The sequence below is a fragment of the Streptomyces sp. NPDC000348 genome (genome assembly GCF_042898795.1).
Lineage (GTDB): Bacteria > Actinomycetota > Actinomycetes > Streptomycetales > Streptomycetaceae > Streptomyces.
Genome location: NZ_JBIAZD010000001.1, coordinates 433,123 through 448,979, shown reverse-complemented (window position 1 = coordinate 448,979; position 15,857 = coordinate 433,123). Strand labels below are relative to the sequence as shown.

Here is a 15,857-nt window from a genome sequence, read left to right as displayed (position 1 = left end):
CCCCTTCCCGTCCCGGCCCGGGGCTCCGCCCCGGACCCCGCTCCTCGAACGCCGGAGGGGCTGTTCTCAGCCCCCGGGGATCAGGAGTCCGCCCGGTCAGGGGCGGACATCCGCGCCGACAGCGCGCCGTTGAAGCGTGACAGGAGCGCGCAGAACGCCTCGCGCTCCTCCGGTGCCCAGTCCTGCGTCAGCTCGGCCATCAACTGGCGCCGCGAGGAGCGCACTTCCTCCAGGCGCGCCTGCCCGCGCGGGGACAGCTGGAGCACGACCGCGCGTCCGTCCTCGGGGTGCGAGGTCCGTTTGACCAGGCCGGTGTCCACGAGCGGGGCGACCTGCCGGGTGACCGTCGAGGAGTCGATGCCCATGCTCGCGGCGAGCGCCTTGACGCCCATGGGACCTTCCTTGTCGAGACGGTTGAGCAGCAGGTACGCGGCGCGGTCCATCGAGTTGCGCACCTGGCCGACCCCGCCCAGACGCGTCTGTTCGGCACGGCGGGCGAACAACGCCACCTCGTGCTGCAGCGTGTCGAGAAGACCGGTGTCACCGACGGCCGTCAGGTCCGTCCTCATGTCCATCGACATATCAGGTGGTGTGGGCATGGCCGGGGACTCACTTCGTGGAGGGCTGCTCATCGGGGGACAGGGTACGCGGCCGGACGACGGCCCGTACCGGCGCTGCGCAAAGCCGAGTCCGCGGGTTGGTCACACCGGCCGCCGTCACCGGTGAACTGCGATCCTGGAGTCATGAGCTACAGCACGGCCGAATCCCTGCGGACCGTCACCCTCGACGATGTCCGCGGCGCCCGGAAGATGCTCTCGGGCGTGGCCCGGACGACCGCGCTGGAGGGCAGCAGGCACCTGTCCCGGCAGGTGGGCGCGCCGGTGCACCTGAAGTGCGAGAACCTGCAGCGCACGGGGTCGTTCAAGCTGCGCGGCGCGTACGTGCGGATCGCCGGGCTGCTGCCCGAGGAGCGGGCCGCCGGTGTCGTCGCGGCGAGCGCCGGCAACCACGCACAGGGGGTCGCGCTGGCGTCGTCGCTGCTCGGGGTGCGGTCCACGGTGTTCATGCCGAAGGGCGCCCCGCTGCCGAAGATCAGCGCGACCCGGGAGTACGGCGCCGAGGTGCGCCTGCAGGGCCAGGTGGTCGACGAGACGCTGGCCGCGGCGATGGAGTACGCGCACGGGACGGGCGCGGTGTTCATCCACCCCTTCGACCACCCGGACGTCATCGCGGGCCAGGGCACGGTGGGCCTGGAGATCCTGGAGCAGTGCCCCGAGGTGCGCACGATCGTCGTCGGGGTCGGCGGGGGCGGGCTGGCCGCCGGGATCGCGGTCGCGGTGAAGGCGCTGCGGCCCGAGGTGCGGATCGTCGGCGTGCAGGCGGCGGGCGCGGCGGCGTATCCGCCCTCGCTGGCGGCCGGGCGTCCGGTGGCGGTGCGCAACCCGGCGACGATGGCCGACGGGATCAGGGTGGGACGGCCCGGCGACGTGCCGTTCGGGATCGTCGGCGAGCTGGTGGACGAGGTGTGCACGGTCACCGAGGACGAGCTGGCGGCCGCGCTGCTGCTCTGCCTGGAGCGGGCCAAACTGGTCGTCGAGCCGGCCGGGGCGAGCCCGGTCGCGGCGCTGCTGAGCCGGCCCGGAGCCTTCGAGGGACCGGTCGTGGCGGTGCTGTCCGGCGGCAACGTGGACCCGGTGCTGATGGAGCGGGTGCTGCGGCACGGCATGGCCGCGCAGGGCCGCTACCTGGCCGTACGGCTGCGCCTGACGGACCGGCCGGGCGCGCTCGCGTCGCTGCTGGGGGCGTTGTCGGTGGCCGATGCCAACATCCTCGATGTGAGCCACGTACGGACCGACCCCCGGCTCGGGCTCACGGAGGCGGAGGTGGAGCTGCGTCTGGAGACCAAGGGCCCGGAGCACTGCGCGGAGGTCAACCGGGCCCTGCGCGAGGCGGGTTACACGGTCGTGGACTGAGACCTGACGGGGTGTCACTCCTTCGGGCAATCCCATTGTGAGACGCGATACATCGCGTTATGGTGAGTCTCGCCGTCGGGTGGCCCACCGTGCGTCCCGCCGTCCCCGCCCGGCGGAAAATCCGAGCACACCGAAGCGCGCAAACCTAGGCTTTCCGAAGAATCACGACGACGTGGAGACTCATATGCCAGGCGCCATCTATGCCGAAGGTCTGGTCAAGACCTTCGGAAACGTCAGGGCACTGGACGGCGTCGACCTCGAGGTCCCCGAGGGCACCGTCCTGGGCCTCCTCGGGCCGAACGGCGCGGGCAAGACCACCACCGTCCGCTGCCTGACCACCCTGCTGCGGCCCGACCGCGGCAAGGCGGTCGTCGCCGGCCTCGACGTGCTGAAACAGCCTGACGCCGTACGCCGCTCCATCGGCCTGTCCGGCCAGTTCGCCGCCGTCGACGAGTACCTGACCGGCCGCGAGAACCTGCAGATGGTCGGACAGCTCTACCAGATGAGGGCGAAGGCGGCCAAGGCCCGCGCGGACGAGCTGCTGGAGCAGTTCCACCTCGCGGACGCCGCCGACCGCACCGCCAAGACCTACTCCGGAGGCATGCGCCGCCGCCTCGACCTCGCCGCCGCCCTGGTCGTCTCACCGCCCGTGATGTTCATGGACGAGCCGACGACCGGCCTCGACCCGCGCAACCGCCAGCAGCTGTGGGAGGTGATCAAACAGCTCGTCTCCGGCGGTACGACGCTGCTGCTCACCACCCAGTACCTGGAGGAGGCCGACCACCTGGCCCACGACATCGCGGTCGTCGACCAGGGCCGGGTCATCGCCCAGGGCACCTCCGACCAGCTCAAGGCCCGCACCGGCGGTGAACGCGTCGAGGTCGTGGTGCACGAACGCGAGCACATCCAGGCCGCCTCCGCCCTCCTCGACAAGTACGGCCTGCGCGGCGCCGGCCGGGGCGACACCACGGTCGAGGAGCACATGCGCAAGATCACCACACCGGTCTCCGGCGGCGCGAAGCTCCTCGCCGAGATCATCCGCGACCTCGACACCGCCGGCATCGAGATCGACGACATCGGTCTGCGCCGCCCCACCCTCGACGACGTCTTCCTCTCCCTCACCGGCCACGTCGCGGAGGCCAAGGACGAGGACGAGGACATCAAGGAGACCGCGAAATGAGCGCCGTCACCGACACCGTCCGGGTCACGGCCCCCGGCAACCCCATCGGCCAGTCGATCCGGGACTCCCTGGTCGTCGCCAGACGCAATCTGATCCGCATGGCCCGGATCCCCGAAGTGGTCATCTTCGGGCTCATCCAGCCCATCATGTTCGTGGTGCTGTTCTCGTACGTGTTCGGCGGCTCCATGGACATCGGCGGCAGTACGAGTCCGCAGGTGTACCGCGAGTTCCTGATGGCCGGCATCTTCGCGCAGACCGTCACCTTCGCCACCGCCGGAGCCGGGGCGGGCATCGCAGAGGACATGCACAAGGGGCTCATCGACCGCTTCCGCTCCCTGCCCATGGCGCGCGGCGCGGTGCTCACCGGCCGCACCCTCGCCGACATGGTGCAGACGGCGCTCACCCTGCTCGTGCTCGCCGTCGTCGCCCTCCTGGTCGGCTGGCGCACCCACACCAGCGTCGGCGAGGTGCTCGGCGCGTTCGCCCTGCTCCTCCTGGCCGGGTACGCGTTCACCTGGATCGGCGCGCTCATCGGCCTGTCGGTGCGCACCCCGGAGGCGGCCACCTCCGGAGGACTGGTCTGGCTCTTCCCGGTGACCTTCGTGTCGAACGCGTTCGTGGACTCCAGCAACATGACGCCCTGGCTGCGCCACATCGCCGACTGGAACCCGTTCAGCGCCACCGTGCAGGCCTGCCGCGAGCTCTTCGGCAACCCCGGGGTCTCCACCTCGGACGCCTGGCCCATGCAGCACCCGGTGTGGGCGTCGCTGATCTACTCGGTCCTGATCATCGCGTTCTTCCGGACGCTCGCCGTGCGCAAGTACCGCTCGGCGGCGGCATGACGGAGCCCCCGGCGCCGCACAGAGTGCCGGGGGCCCGTCGGGGACTCGCGGGGGCGGGTCAGCCGGTGTACGGCTTCGCCTCCAGGATCTTCACCGAGGCCTTCTTGCCGTTCGGCAGCTCGTACTCCGCGTCCTCGCCGACCTTGTGGCCCATGACGCCCGAGCCCAGCGGGGACTGCGGCGAGTAGGTCTCGATCTCGGAGCTCGCGTACTCGCGCGAGGCGAGCAGGAAGGTCAGCGTGTCGTCCTCGTCGCCGTCGAAGGCGATGGTCACGACCATGCCGGGCGCCACGGCGCCGTCGGCCGCCGGGGCCTCGCCGACCTTGGCGTTCTCGAGGAGCTGGGTGAGCTGGCGCACGCGGAGCTCCTGCTTGCCCTGCTCCTCCTTGGCCGCGTGGTACCCGCCGTTCTCCCGCAGGTCGCCCTCCTCGCGCGCGGCGGCGATCTTGGCGGCGATCTCCGTGCGCGCGGGACCAGTAAGGTACTCAAGCTCGTCCTTGAGCTTGTTGTACGCCTCCTGGGTCAGCCAGGTGACGTTCTCGCTGGTCTGGGTCACAGGTGCTCCTCGTAGGTACTGGGAATACAAAGCATCGCCCTACCCAGAAGGATGTTCCTCCAGGGACGGGCGAAACCACGAGCCTAACAACTGAGGGCCCGCAGGGGGAGGACATAAGCCACCGGACTCATGTCAGCGCAGGTCAGCGACCAGGTATTCCCCGCGGTGTCAGTCCGTGTGGCAGCCGACCAGCTCGGCCGAGGTGCCCCGGGAGGTGGTGCGGAGCGTGACGACCTCGTCGATGCGCGTGGCGTCCGCGTCGAAGCGGAAGTCGGCGCGGCCCACCTCGGCGCCGTCCTCGGACTGGGAGCGGACCGTGCAGTAGCCGACGACCCCCGCGTCCTTGTGCACCTCCAGGTGCACCTTCACGGACTTCTCGGCGGTGTCGAAACCGATCATCTCGGCGCTGATCTCGTTCCGGGCGACGTAGTGGTAGCCGAACCAGCCGATCAGCCCGAGCATCAGCACCGACAGCACGGCGCCGACGACCTTGAGGGTGCGGTCGGCACGCTGGTCCGAGGAGCGGCCGTAACGGCCCTCGGGCAGCCGCGTGCTCGACGTACTCATGATCGTCTCCTCGGCAGGAGGGGACCGGTGTCCCCTGGCAGGCCCCGGAGTGGAAAACCCCGGAATTATTCGTCCCCCGATTCGGTCACTATAGAAGCCTGCGACTGCGCCGCCGCACTGAGGGCGCCTACCGACTTGAGGATTGAGTCTTGACTGACCAGCTGCGACTGATGGCCGTGCACGCCCACCCCGACGACGAGTCGAGCAAGGGCGCGGCCACCATGGCGAAGTACGTGTCCGAGGGGGTGGACGTGCTGGTGGTGACCTGCACGGGCGGGGAGCGCGGCTCCATCCTCAACCCGAAACTGCAGGGCGACGCGTACATCGAGGAGCACATCCACGAGGTGCGCAAGAAGGAGATGGACGAGGCCCGGGAGATCCTGGGGGTGAAGCAGGAGTGGCTCGGGTTCGTCGACTCCGGGCTGCCCGAGGGCGACCCGCTGCCGCCGCTGCCGGAGGGCTGCTTCGCCCTGGAGGACGTCGACAAGGCGGCCGGTGAGCTGGTCCGCAAGATCCGCGCGTTCCGCCCCCAGGTGATCACCACCTACGACGAGAACGGCGGCTACCCGCACCCCGACCACATCATGACCCACAAGATCACGATGGTGGCGTTCGAGGGCGCGGCGGACGCCGAGAAGTACCCGGAGGACGAGTTCGGTCCGGTGTACCAGCCGCTGAAGGTGTACTACAACCAGGGCTTCAACCGTCCCCGCACCGAGGCGCTGCACCAGGCCATGCTGGACCGCGGCCTGGAGTCGCCGTACGGGGACTGGCTGAAGCGCTGGAGCGAGTTCGAGCGCAAGGAGCGCACGCTCACCACGCACGTGCCGTGCGCCGACTTCTTCGAGATCCGCGACAAGGCGCTGATCGCGCACGCGACGCAGATCGACCCCGACGGGGGCTGGTTCCGGGTGCCGATGGACCTCCAGCGGGAGGTCTGGCCGACGGAGGAGTACGAGCTCGCGAAGTCGCTCGTCGACACCTCCCTCCCCGAGGACGACCTCTTCGCGGGCATCCGGGACAATGCCTGACATGAGCGCAAGCGCAAGCCTGGCATTGACCCACCTGGTCCCCCTCGCCAAGGAACTCGACGAGGACAAGGTCACCCCCGGTGTTCTCGGGTTCATCGTCTTCGCGGTGATGGCTCTGGCGGTGTGGGGCCTGATGAAGTCCATGAACCGGCACATGGGGCGCGTCGACTTCGTCGAGCCCGAGGAGTCCGGGGAGCCGGGGGCCGAGAAGGCGGGGGCGGCGGCCGCCGAGAAGCGGGGCTGAGCGGGCCGGCCCTCCGGAGCTTTCGGAGGGCCGTGCGGCGGTGTGAGCCGAGTGCCCGGTGCCGGCGTGGGCCGGGGGCGTTCGCGCAGCCCGGCGCCTACGGGGTGCCTCCCCCAGAGGGGGGACCCCAGCCCACCCGTGCCGCCCTGCAGCACGACTGCCCGCGGTGAGTGAGAGCGGCGCGACTGCCCGCGGTGGGCGGTGGGATGCCCGACCGGCGCGCCTCCTCCTCCACGGCCCGCGCCAACAGCCGTTCGGCGTCCGCCCGATGACTGTCCCGCATGACGTGCCCCCCCTCCGGCGGCGGCTCCTCCGCCCACGAGTGTCCTTCGTACGGGCCGTCGGCGCGACGGGGCCGCGATCAACGACCGTACCGGCGCTACCTCTTCACCCGGCCGCGGACCGCGAGGACCGCGAGTCCGAGCAGCGCGGGCTCGACGACGCGGGAGGTCATCTCGACGTAGGTTCCCGCGGTGGTGAGTTCCTGCCCGGAGGACCGGAAGACCACGGAGTTGACGACGACCCGCAGCGACTTGTCGAACCGCTCGGCCGACAGCCGGCCGCGGTACGGGCCCCGGGGGTCGACCGGGTCGGGCTTGTCCGTGGTCAGGGTGATGCGGTCGCCGCTGACCTTCCCGGTGCTCACCGGCTCGGGGTCGTCCTGGGGCAGGCCCCACAGCATCATCGCCAGCACGGTGGCGACGACGGCCAGGAGCAGCCACCCGAGGGCCCGTACCGCCCGCAGTCCGTACCCGGACAACGCCCAGTACAGGGCGAGGAGGGTCCGCTCGCCCGGGGGCGACTCCGGGTCGTGGCGGCGCATCTCCATCTCGCCGTAGTAGAAGTCGGCCGCCCCCGGCTCGTTCCTGCCGTCCTCCAGGGCCTTGCGCAGCTGCCGGTACACGGGAGCCAGCACCGCCGGTTCCCACACGTCGGTGCCGTCCGGCGCGTCCGTCCAGCCGTCCGCGCGCTGCCGGCCGGCGCGCCAGTGGTGCTCCTCGGCCAGGGTCCGCCTGCGGGTCCAGCGGACCGGCCGCCGACCGACCCGGCGCATCCCCGGGGGAGGGAACGCGAGCGGGCACCGTCCGTCCAGTTTCAGCTGGTCGAGGTGCACGGTCCCCACGAACAGGCAGTCGGTCAGGTCCACGTCGGTGAGGACCAGGTGGGCGGCGTCCGTACCCCGCAGGGAGGTGACGCGCACGCGGGGGTCGGAGAAGTCCTCCTCGGGTATCTCCTCACCGGTGCCCGCGGTGAACGGGCGGGAGCGGCCGGCGATGCTCACCGGGAACTGCAGCACGGCGTCGCTGACGTCGACCTCGGCCCGGCGCAGCCGGAGCGCCGCCGTGGATCCCCAGCGCGTCCGCCGGCAGCGCAGGGTCTCCACCGCCGCCTCGATCGTCACCGCGGACTGGAACTCCGCGTCGGACAGGTCCAGCAGTCCGGGGAACACCAGCGGGCCCAGCACCGTCGTGCGCAGGAAGGTCGCCTTCTGGAAGGTGACGACGCCGCGTACCCCGTTCCCGCCGAACTCGACGTCACCGCCGATCGTCGCCCCGGGGAACGCGGCGCCCCTGGCGAGTCCCGTGCCGTCGAAGGAGACGTCCTCGCCCAGCGTCGCCGCGTCGAAGCGCGCCTCCCGGGCGAACTCGGTCCCGTCGAACCAGGCCTTGCGCCCGATCCTCACCCGGTCGAACTGGGCCTCCTCCTCGAACAGCGCCCCGTCGAACAGGGCCTCCCCGGTGATGTCCGCCCCGGTGAAGACGGCCGGCCCGTGGAACGCGGTCCCGCCGAAGACGGCGTCCCTGCCGACGACCAGCCCCTGGAAGACGGCGGGGCCGCCGATCCTCCTGGCGGCGAACCTGAGGTCGCCGCCGATCCGGGCCTGGTGGAACCAGGCCGCGGCGCGGATCTCCACGTCGTCGAACCAGGCGTCGCGGCCGACGACCACGTCCCCGAAGCCGAGGTCCCCCTCGAACACGGCCCCGTTGAAGTAGGCGCCGTCGTCGAACCTCGCTCCGCCGAAGGAGCAGTCGCCCGTGAAGTCCACCTCGTCGAACTGCGCCTCACCGCTGAACACGGTCTCGTCGAGCCGGACACGGCCGAGGCGGTGCCGTCCCGTCACGGGATCGCCGAGCGCGGCGAGCAGCTCGTCCAGCAGGCTCCGGGTGAACGGCGTGCCCCGGTGGTCCAGATCGGCGCCGGGCTCCAGGCCGGCCAGGTACGCGGCGCGCCGGTCCCCGCCGAGGTGGGCGAGGCAGGCCGGGTACGGGTCGACGCGGCGGCCACGGCAGTCCTGGTCGCACCGCGGCCAGTCGGGGGCTTCGGACGATGACGGGGTGATGGCCGTACTCCTGGGTCGGTCGGGGGACGCCGGCGGCGACGGGACTCACGCGGTGTAGAGGGTGACGATCTTGCGGTCCGCGCCGTGCGGTCGCTCGACCCTCGCCTCCACCAGCCATTTCCCGGGGCCTCCGCGCAGCTCCGCCCGGAACCGGCCCGTGGCGTCGCGGGTGAGGACGACGTTCTCGCCGGTCCGGCTGCCGATGCGCCGCATGACCGCCGACGGCCTGCGTTCCGCCAGGTTGACGCCCAGCACGGAGGCTTCGAACGGCCGGCCGGCGACGGCCTCCGACGGGGCGTGCAGGGTGATCCGTTCGTCACCGGCGAGCATGCCGCTCGCCGGGAGGCCCTTCCTGAGGGCGGAGAGCCGCTCGCCGACGGCCGCGGCGCTCGCCATGTCGGCGTGCCGGGCGTCGGTCCACAGCATGTCGGCCGGGTCCCGCAGGGCCCAGTGCGCGACGGCGGACTCCCGCGGGACCGTCCCGTCGCCGGGCCCGAGACCGTCGCTCCCCCCGGCGAGGTCCAGCCCGTCGGACGAGAGCCCGACGGTGTGCGGCGTCGGATGGGCCGTGCTCCCCAGGCAGTGGACGTCGTACGGGAGCCGGCCGCCGGGGTCGGTGCGCCGGTGGGCCTCGCGCGCGGCGTGGAACCGCCGGTCGAAGGAGAGGGCGTCCTCGACGAGGGCGGTGGGCAGGCCGGGGACGGGGTACCGGCGGTCGTCGAGTCCCCGCAGCCGGCTCTTCCCCGTGACCCGCACGGCCGCGTAGACCGGCAGCATCTGCGCCACCGACGGCAGGGTGAGGGCGAAGCCGCGCAGGACCCCGTTCAGCGCACGCGCGTCTGGGCCGTCCCCCGCCGCGTGGCCGGTCAGCAGCCGGACGGCTCCGGCGAAGCCCTGCTGGGGCGTGCCCAGCGTGACCAGGGTCCTGGCCGTCTCCCGGCCGCCCAGGCACTCCAGGTAGTACCGGCCGGCCAGGCCGCCCGTCGAGTGGCAGACGAGCACGACCTTCGGGGCGTCCGGACGGTCCGGGAAGTGCGCGCCGACGCGCTCGCTCCACCGGGTGAGTTCCCGCTCCACCCGCGTCTTCAGCCGTTCGGCGACGAGCCGGTGGGACAGGCGCCAGTCGTACGCGAAGGGAACGAACTGGTCCTCGACCGGATCACCGAGCGCCGTCCTGATGTCGGGGTGGCCCATGGAGGAGAGCAGTCCGGGCATCGAGTCGGGGGCCGTGGTCAGCTCGTCGGCCACCACCCGGAACCGCTCCTCGGGCGGCTCGTCGCCGAGACCCGGCGGAAGGGCCAGGTCCGCCAGCGCCGCGGGGGAGGGCCGGGACCGGAGCAGGGCGTCGCCGGCCTCGCCCCACAGGTCGCGGCCGTCCCTGGTCAGCCGGCTGCCGAGAAACCCGGGTACGAAGACCACGAGGTCGTGCTCCACTGCGCCCTCCTCCGTCGCACAGGTCGTACGTGTCGCATGTGTCGTACGTGTCGCATGTGTCGTCATGCACGGTCGTCGTCCGGCCCGAAGAAGGCGTGGGGCAGCCGGATCAGATCGCACCGGTCGTTGCCCTGGAGCGCCACCACCAGGCCCCGGGGGTCCGGGGCGGCGTCCGCCGCGTGCACGGTGTATCCCCGCCAGGGGACGCCCTCCCCGTGCAGCCAGGTCCTGGCGCGCACGTCCCACACCCGCGGTGCCGTCCACGCGTCGCAGACCAGCAGTACGGGCCGCTCCACGGGGCCCGCGAACACCAGCGACGTCACCTCCGGGAGCTCGCCCGGGAGCCGCTCCGCGGGCTTGTCGCGGCCGGCCGTGCAGTCCTTCAGGCGGACGCCGTCGTCCACCCAGGCCAGCAGGGGGAAGGACTCCTCGTCCTCGGGGTCGTACAGCTCGCCCAGCGCCAGACGGGCGGGGTACACGTCGGTGATGCGGAGCGGGTCGCCCCCGCGTTCCCCGTGGGGTTCCCACAGCCGGATCTCGTCGGCGAGGTCGGCGGCCAGCCAGTACGTCCCGTCCCGCATGGACCGGGCGCCGAGGTCGCAGCAGCGCAGCCCCACCCGTGTCGCCCCCGCCGTGCGCCAGCCCCGCGAGGCGTCGACGGGCATGTCCGCGTGGACGACGCGTCCTCCGTCCGGCACACAGAGGCGCAGCCGCGCCGCGGCGGGATCGACGACGAGACCCAGCGACGGAACGGCCTCGCCGTCGTCCCCGCCGAGCGTGAGGTCGTGCCACGCCTCGACGGACAGGTCCGCGGACAGGCGCCAGGTCCGTACGGTGCGCCGCGCCGCCGCGACCACGGTCCAGGCGCCCCCCGTGTACACCGCCTCGACGGCGGTCACCGGCTTCACGTGGGTGAGGACGGTGGCCGGGGCGGTGGCCGGATCGCCGGGGCCGGGCCGGGACACCAGGATCCGGTCGGCCCAGGTGCGGCAGAGCAGCGGTGGCCCGTCCGGCGCCCCGGCCAGGGCGACCGCGGGTCTCTGGTTGCCCGGACGCCGCCGCGTGCCGTGTCCGGCCGCGAGCGCGGGACCCACGTCGAGCATGCGGATGTCGGGGCCGTCGGCCACGGCGAGCAGTCCCGCTCCGCCGGGTTCGAAGGCCATGGCCCGGTCCCGGGGCGCGGTCATCCGGAACGTCGCTTCCCGTCCGGGGTCCTCGACGGCCCGGACCCGGACGGTGACCTCCTCGTAGCCGGCGAGGAGCAGGTCGTCGCCGTGGCGTCCGAAGACGAGCCCCCGCGCCGACGAGTCGAACTCTTGTACGAGCTCCACGGCCGGTGGTGCGACGAGGGCCGCGTCGTCCGTCTCGCAGCGCCAGACCCGCACCCGGCTCCCGTCGGCGACCGCGAACCAGCCCCGCAGCCCTCCTCCGGGCGCCGGCACCGGCTCGGAGGTCGCCGCGGCGGCCAGCGCGGGTGCTCCGAGTCGGCCCAGGTCCGTCGCCTGCGCGAGCAGGCCGCCGGAGCCCGCCGTGCCGCGGTCGGCCTCGAGCAGCGCGGCCCGTTCCCCGGCGACCACGACGAACAGCCGCGGGCCCATGGGGAGCGCGGCGATCCGCTCGGCGTCCATCATGCGGATGTCCGTCAGGGGTGTGCCGAGCCGGTGCGTGCCGCCCTTCCAGGACCACATCCACATCCGCTGCCCGTCGGCCGCCAGCACGACGGTCTCCGACGCCCGCTCGGCCGCCGCCAGGGCGCCCACGGCACCGCCCCAGTGGTAGACGTGGTCGGGCAGCCGGGAGCCGGAGCGCCAGAGGTAGACGGCCCGGTCGTCGCGGGCGACGGTGGTCCAGTGGGGTCCGGTGCCCACCTCGCGCACCTCCGTGAGGGCGCTCCCGCGCTCCCCGGACGTCTCCCCGGTCCGGCGGGTCAGCAGCCGTTTGCCGGACTCCGGGTGCAGGACCAGGATCTCGCCGCGCCCGCCGGCGGTCAGCGTGTCCCCGGCCACCGGTTCCGTCCGGTCCGCCGTCCCCGTGCCGGCGCGCCAGCTCAGCGTCCGTGCCCCGCCCTGCGGGGCGGGGCGGCGCCACTCCAGGGGGTCCGGCGGCATGTCGGTCCAGTACTCCTGCCACGGCAGGAACCCGTCGGCCTCCGCCAGCGTCCGGTAGGTCGCGTCCCGGTGGCTGACGAAGGCGGTCGCCCGCAGCAGGGCCTTGCGGGCCCGCAGGGAGGACGAGTCGCGGAAGGCGTCCCCGACGCGCCCGTAGAGCGCCGCCCCGTCGCACTCCCGGGCCAGGGCGGAGGCCGGCGGCAGCATCACGTCCGGGTTGGTGCGCAGCAGGAAGCCGACGTCCTGGAAGAGCGCCCGCAGTTCCTCCGGCCCGACCTGGGCGGCATGGGCGCCCAGGTAGTCGAGGGCGTAGGGGGCCGCGCCGGTCCAGTCGTCCCCGGCCTGCGCGCGGAGCGCCGTCACCACCCTGCGGTGGGCGGCCGGTACGTCGAGCCCGGCGCCGGTGAGGAAGAACTCGCCGTAGCTCGGGTGCGCCAGGTGGTAGGTCGTTCCTCCGTCGTGCGGGGCGGTCTGGGAGGCGACGATGCCGCCGTCGGCGCTCCGGCACACCTGCCGCAGGGCGCCGAGCGTCAGCTCCGTGCTGCCCTCGTCCCGCAGTGCGTTGGCGAGGGCGAGCCAGGTCCGGCCCGGCGCCAGTCCGCGCCCCTGGACCACGGCCAGCGGGCGCAGGACCTCGTGCGCGCGTTCCGCGCCCCGCTGCGAGGTGAGGTGGCCGACCTCCTCGGCGAGACGCCTGTGCAGGTCCATGCCGCCGGACGTCATCCACGACGACAGTTCCGTCTCGGTGGCGGTCCGGGGCCGGCGGGCGAGTTCCGTCGCGGCGAGCCGGGCCACCAGGAACGAGCCGTGGCTGCCGGACGCGATGTGGCCGGCGGCCCACGCCCGGTCGGCCTCCCGCTCCCCTCCCCGGTACGGGGAGCCCTCCGCGTCGAGCACGGACCGGGCCATCGCCGCGATGCTCGTCCTCGCCTCCTCGTCGTTCCCCAGCACCACCGGATCGACGCTCTGGTCCAGCGTGTCCAGCAGCGACTCCTCCTCGGCGGGCGCCGTGCCGCGTCTGCGGGGCTGCGGTCGCGTACCGACGACCACGCGGACGCCCCACAGTTCGGACAGCGGATTCAGCAGGTGGCGCGCGATGTCGTGGGCCTGGTCCGGAAGGGCCTCGTCGAGGGCGTCGAAGAGCAGGGTCAGGGAGCCCGCCCGGGAGACGAGGGCGTCGACCGCCGCACGGCACTGCTCCGGCGTGACCGGCCCCGCGGGCAGCGGCGCCATCCCCCCGAACGGCGACAGGACGCCCCACAGGGCCGTGACCAGCGAGTGGACCGACTGCCCCTTGCAGCTCAGCGCGGCGTGCACCGTCCCGGCGCGCGGCAGCGTCGAGGGGTCGAGCTCCGGTCCGAGGGTCTCCCGCCACTCCGGCAGGGAGGTGAGGGCCAGCCGGCCGAGCAGGGCCGTCTTCCCCGTTCCCGCGAGACCCGTCACCGCGAGGAGCCCCTTCGGATGGGTGTCCATCCAGCGCACCACCCTGCCCAGGGCCCGGTGCCTGCCCGCGAAGTGACGGCTGAGGTGGCCGCCCTCCTCCAGGTCGAACTGCCCGGCGACGACCCACGGCTTCCGCCCCGTCAGCACCGCGGGGGTGTGCACCCGCCGCTCACGGTCCTGGAAGTGGGGGTTCTCCAGGAAGTTGTTGGGCAGCGACCGGATCTCGGTGTGGCCGGGGCGCTGCGCCGGCTCGTCGAGGCCGGAGGCCGCGGCCGCGGCGTCCACCCCGTCCAGCAGGTACGGCACGGGCAGGTAGAGGGCGGAGGACTCGAAGGGGCGGGCGTGGTCGGGGGCCACGAAGTCCGGCTCGGCCAGCGCCTCCTCCAGCCACCTCACCCAGCGCCCCTCGGGGACCTCCGCCTCGAACCCCGAGGTGCCGACGACGACGAAACCGGCCCGCCGGCTCTGCCGCGCCCTGCCCACGCTCTCCCGTTCCAGGCGCAGGGCATGGCGCAGGGCCTCGGAGAGGTGGCCGCCGTGGGAGGAGCAGGCGTCGACGACCAGGAGGGTGTCGGTCTCGCACTCGGGGTGCAGCAGCCGGTCCACGAGGTCCGTCAGGGCGAGGGCGCGCTCGGGTGCGAAGCGGCCGTCCTCCCAGGAGTCGGCACAGGCGAGGAAGTAGCCGTGGTCCCCCCGGTGGATCCCGTGCCCCGTCCAGTAGAGGATCTTCCGCTCGGCGTCATGGGCCAGGAAGTCCTCCAGACCTTCCCACAGCTGCCGGCGCCCGGCCCCCGCCCCGTCGACGCGGACGTTCTCCCCGAACCCCAGCGAGGTCTGCGCCACATGGGTGAACCGCTCCCGCACGTCCGCCACGTTCCGCAGCCTCAGCCGCTCCCGCATGTCCGCGTCGGGATGCGCGTAGTCGGACACGGCCACGGTGCCCACCAGGGACGAGGACCGCCGTTCGGACTTGACCAGCGCCAGGTGAACGCCCACATCGCTCCGTATCATGACGAGGTCCTGCTGCTGAGAGCTCCAACGAAGCTTACTGAAAAGGGTGTTGTTCATGCGTAGGGACAGGTTCACCGTGGTCGGCAGGGTGACGGGCTGCCACCTCTTCGAGGGTGACGGGACCCGTCCCATCCGCGAGGACGACATCCGCGTCAAGTACCGCCCCAGGCGGGTGGAGTTCCCCGAGGAGATCGGCGGCTGGCGGCACGCGATCCAGGAGGAGGAGCGGCGCAAGGAGGCCCTCGGCCTGCCGCACCGCTGGAACAACGAGCGCTTCGCCGTCGAGCGGGTCGTCGTGACCCGCACCCACCTGGCCGAGGACCCCGTCGTCACCCTCACCCTCCAGGACGCCGACTACTTCGACTTCCTCACCACCTCCCTCAATCTCGAACGCAAGCAGCGGAACGGCCTGACCCTGCGCGACCAGTACCTGGAGAGCGAGGACCCGGTCCACGCGCCGGCGTGGATGAACTGCAGCTTCGGCGTGAACGTGGCGCTGGAGACGGGCAAGGACGGCAAGATGCTGTTCTCGCGGCGCAGCGCCCGCGTGGCCGGACCGAACAGCTCCCGGTGGAACTCCTCCGCCAACGAGGGCCTGGCCCGCAAGCACGACCTCCCCGAGGACGGCGGCCCGATCAGCCTGCACGCGGTGGCCCGCCGGGCCCTGTTCGAGGAGCTCGCCGTCCACGCCACCGACGAGCTGGACCTGGAGCTCCTCGGCTTCGGCCTGGACCTGGACAACCACCAGTGGGCGGCCTTCTTCCGCGCGGTGCTGCCCGGCCTGGACGAGGAGACCCTGCGGCTGCGCTGGACCCGCGGCGTGACCGACAAGTGGGAGCACGACCGCTTCGAGTTCGTGCCTGCCGACCCCGCCTCCGTGCTCGGCTTCATCGCCGACGAGCCGCCGGAACGCTGGTCCCCCTGCGCCCCGGCCCTCTTCTACCTCGCCCTGGTGCGCGGCGCCGTACGGCGGGCGGGCGGCGATCCGGCCGCGCGCTTCGCGGTCGAGGCGGCCGAGCAGCAGGTCATCGAGGCGCGGCGGCCATAGACCGCCGCGGAGCCTGCCGGGGGACACACGGGGGTCGCGGGGCGCCCGTCCCGCGGGGCACGGCCGGGTGCGCGAGGAT

Annotated in this window: 13 protein-coding genes; 7 read left to right on the top strand and 6 right to left on the bottom strand. The window is 72.9% G+C overall.

Translation table 11 applies throughout. From position 1 onward, the window contains the following. Positions 1 to 80: 80 nt before the first annotated feature. A complete protein-coding gene (locus ACFY3N_RS02130; protein ID WP_390814730.1) occupies positions 81 to 569 on the bottom strand; it encodes a MarR family winged helix-turn-helix transcriptional regulator in 489 nt (162 codons plus the stop codon). A 174-nt stretch (positions 570 to 743) separates the two neighbouring features. On the opposite strand from ACFY3N_RS02130, the gene ilvA reads away from it, so the two are divergent. From ilvA to ACFY3N_RS02115, 3 genes are all read left to right on the top strand, one after another. Beyond that, entirely contained in the window at positions 744 to 1,973 is a 1,230-nt protein-coding gene (ilvA, locus tag ACFY3N_RS02125) for a threonine ammonia-lyase (RefSeq protein ID WP_390814729.1), read from the top strand. A 184-nt stretch (positions 1,974 to 2,157) separates the two neighbouring features. Next, positions 2,158 to 3,153, top strand: a complete 996-nt coding sequence (locus tag ACFY3N_RS02120; protein ID WP_390814728.1) for an ATP-binding cassette domain-containing protein — start codon at positions 2,158 to 2,160, stop codon at positions 3,151 to 3,153. Then, positions 3,150 to 3,995, top strand: a complete 846-nt coding sequence (locus ACFY3N_RS02115) for an ABC transporter permease (protein ID WP_390814727.1) — start codon at positions 3,150 to 3,152, stop codon at positions 3,993 to 3,995. Before ACFY3N_RS02120 ends, ACFY3N_RS02115 begins: the two co-directional genes overlap by 4 nt. A 58-nt stretch (positions 3,996 to 4,053) precedes the next feature. Here the strand turns inward: ACFY3N_RS02115 and greA are convergent, their stop codons facing one another. Next, positions 4,054 to 4,551 carry a transcription elongation factor GreA gene (gene greA / locus ACFY3N_RS02110; protein ID WP_390814726.1) on the bottom strand — a complete coding sequence of 166 codons (498 nt, stop codon included), beginning with the start codon at positions 4,549 to 4,551 and terminating at the stop codon, positions 4,054 to 4,056. A gap of 168 nt (positions 4,552 to 4,719) precedes the next feature. After that, positions 4,720 to 5,118, bottom strand: coding sequence for a DUF4307 domain-containing protein (locus ACFY3N_RS02105; protein ID WP_390814725.1), 399 nt, complete (start codon positions 5,116 to 5,118; stop codon positions 4,720 to 4,722). A gap of 149 nt (positions 5,119 to 5,267) precedes the next feature. Here ACFY3N_RS02105 and mca point away from each other — a divergent pair, with 149 nt between their 5' ends. Both mca and ACFY3N_RS02095 read left to right on the top strand, forming a co-directional pair. After that, positions 5,268 to 6,149 (top strand): mycothiol conjugate amidase Mca, encoded by an 882-nt coding sequence (gene mca, locus ACFY3N_RS02100; protein WP_390814724.1) that lies wholly within the window; start codon positions 5,268 to 5,270, stop codon positions 6,147 to 6,149. Next, positions 6,142 to 6,393: a hypothetical protein gene (locus ACFY3N_RS02095; RefSeq protein ID WP_390814723.1), complete on the top strand. Its 252-nt coding sequence runs from the start codon at positions 6,142 to 6,144 to the stop codon at positions 6,391 to 6,393. Before mca ends, ACFY3N_RS02095 begins: the two co-directional genes overlap by 8 nt. Positions 6,394 to 6,772: 379 nt before the next feature. Here the strand turns inward: ACFY3N_RS02095 and ACFY3N_RS02090 are convergent, their stop codons facing one another. Then, positions 6,773 to 8,515: a pentapeptide repeat-containing protein gene (locus tag ACFY3N_RS02090; protein WP_390814722.1), complete on the bottom strand. Its 1,743-nt coding sequence runs from the start codon at positions 8,513 to 8,515 to the stop codon at positions 6,773 to 6,775. On the opposite strand from ACFY3N_RS02090, the gene ACFY3N_RS02085 reads away from it, so the two are divergent. After that, positions 8,501 to 8,725: a hypothetical protein gene (locus tag ACFY3N_RS02085; RefSeq protein WP_390814721.1), complete on the top strand. Its 225-nt coding sequence runs from the start codon at positions 8,501 to 8,503 to the stop codon at positions 8,723 to 8,725. The genes ACFY3N_RS02090 and ACFY3N_RS02085 overlap by 15 nt on opposite strands. A gap of 54 nt (positions 8,726 to 8,779) precedes the next feature. Here ACFY3N_RS02085 and ACFY3N_RS02080 read toward each other — a convergent pair whose 3' ends face one another. Together ACFY3N_RS02080 and ACFY3N_RS02075 are read right to left on the bottom strand one after the other, a co-directional pair. Then, positions 8,780 to 10,168, bottom strand: coding sequence for a lipase family alpha/beta hydrolase (locus tag ACFY3N_RS02080; RefSeq protein WP_390814720.1), 1,389 nt, complete (start codon positions 10,166 to 10,168; stop codon positions 8,780 to 8,782). 62 nt (positions 10,169 to 10,230) lie between these two features. Further along, positions 10,231 to 14,730, bottom strand: a complete 4,500-nt coding sequence (locus tag ACFY3N_RS02075; protein ID WP_390814719.1) for a peptidase C14 caspase catalytic subunit p20 — start codon at positions 14,728 to 14,730, stop codon at positions 10,231 to 10,233. A gap of 55 nt (positions 14,731 to 14,785) precedes the next feature. Here ACFY3N_RS02075 and ACFY3N_RS02070 point away from each other — a divergent pair, with 55 nt between their 5' ends. Further along, positions 14,786 to 15,778, top strand: a complete 993-nt coding sequence (locus ACFY3N_RS02070; protein ID WP_390814718.1) for a translation initiation factor 2 — start codon at positions 14,786 to 14,788, stop codon at positions 15,776 to 15,778. Positions 15,779 to 15,857 lie beyond the last annotated feature (79 nt).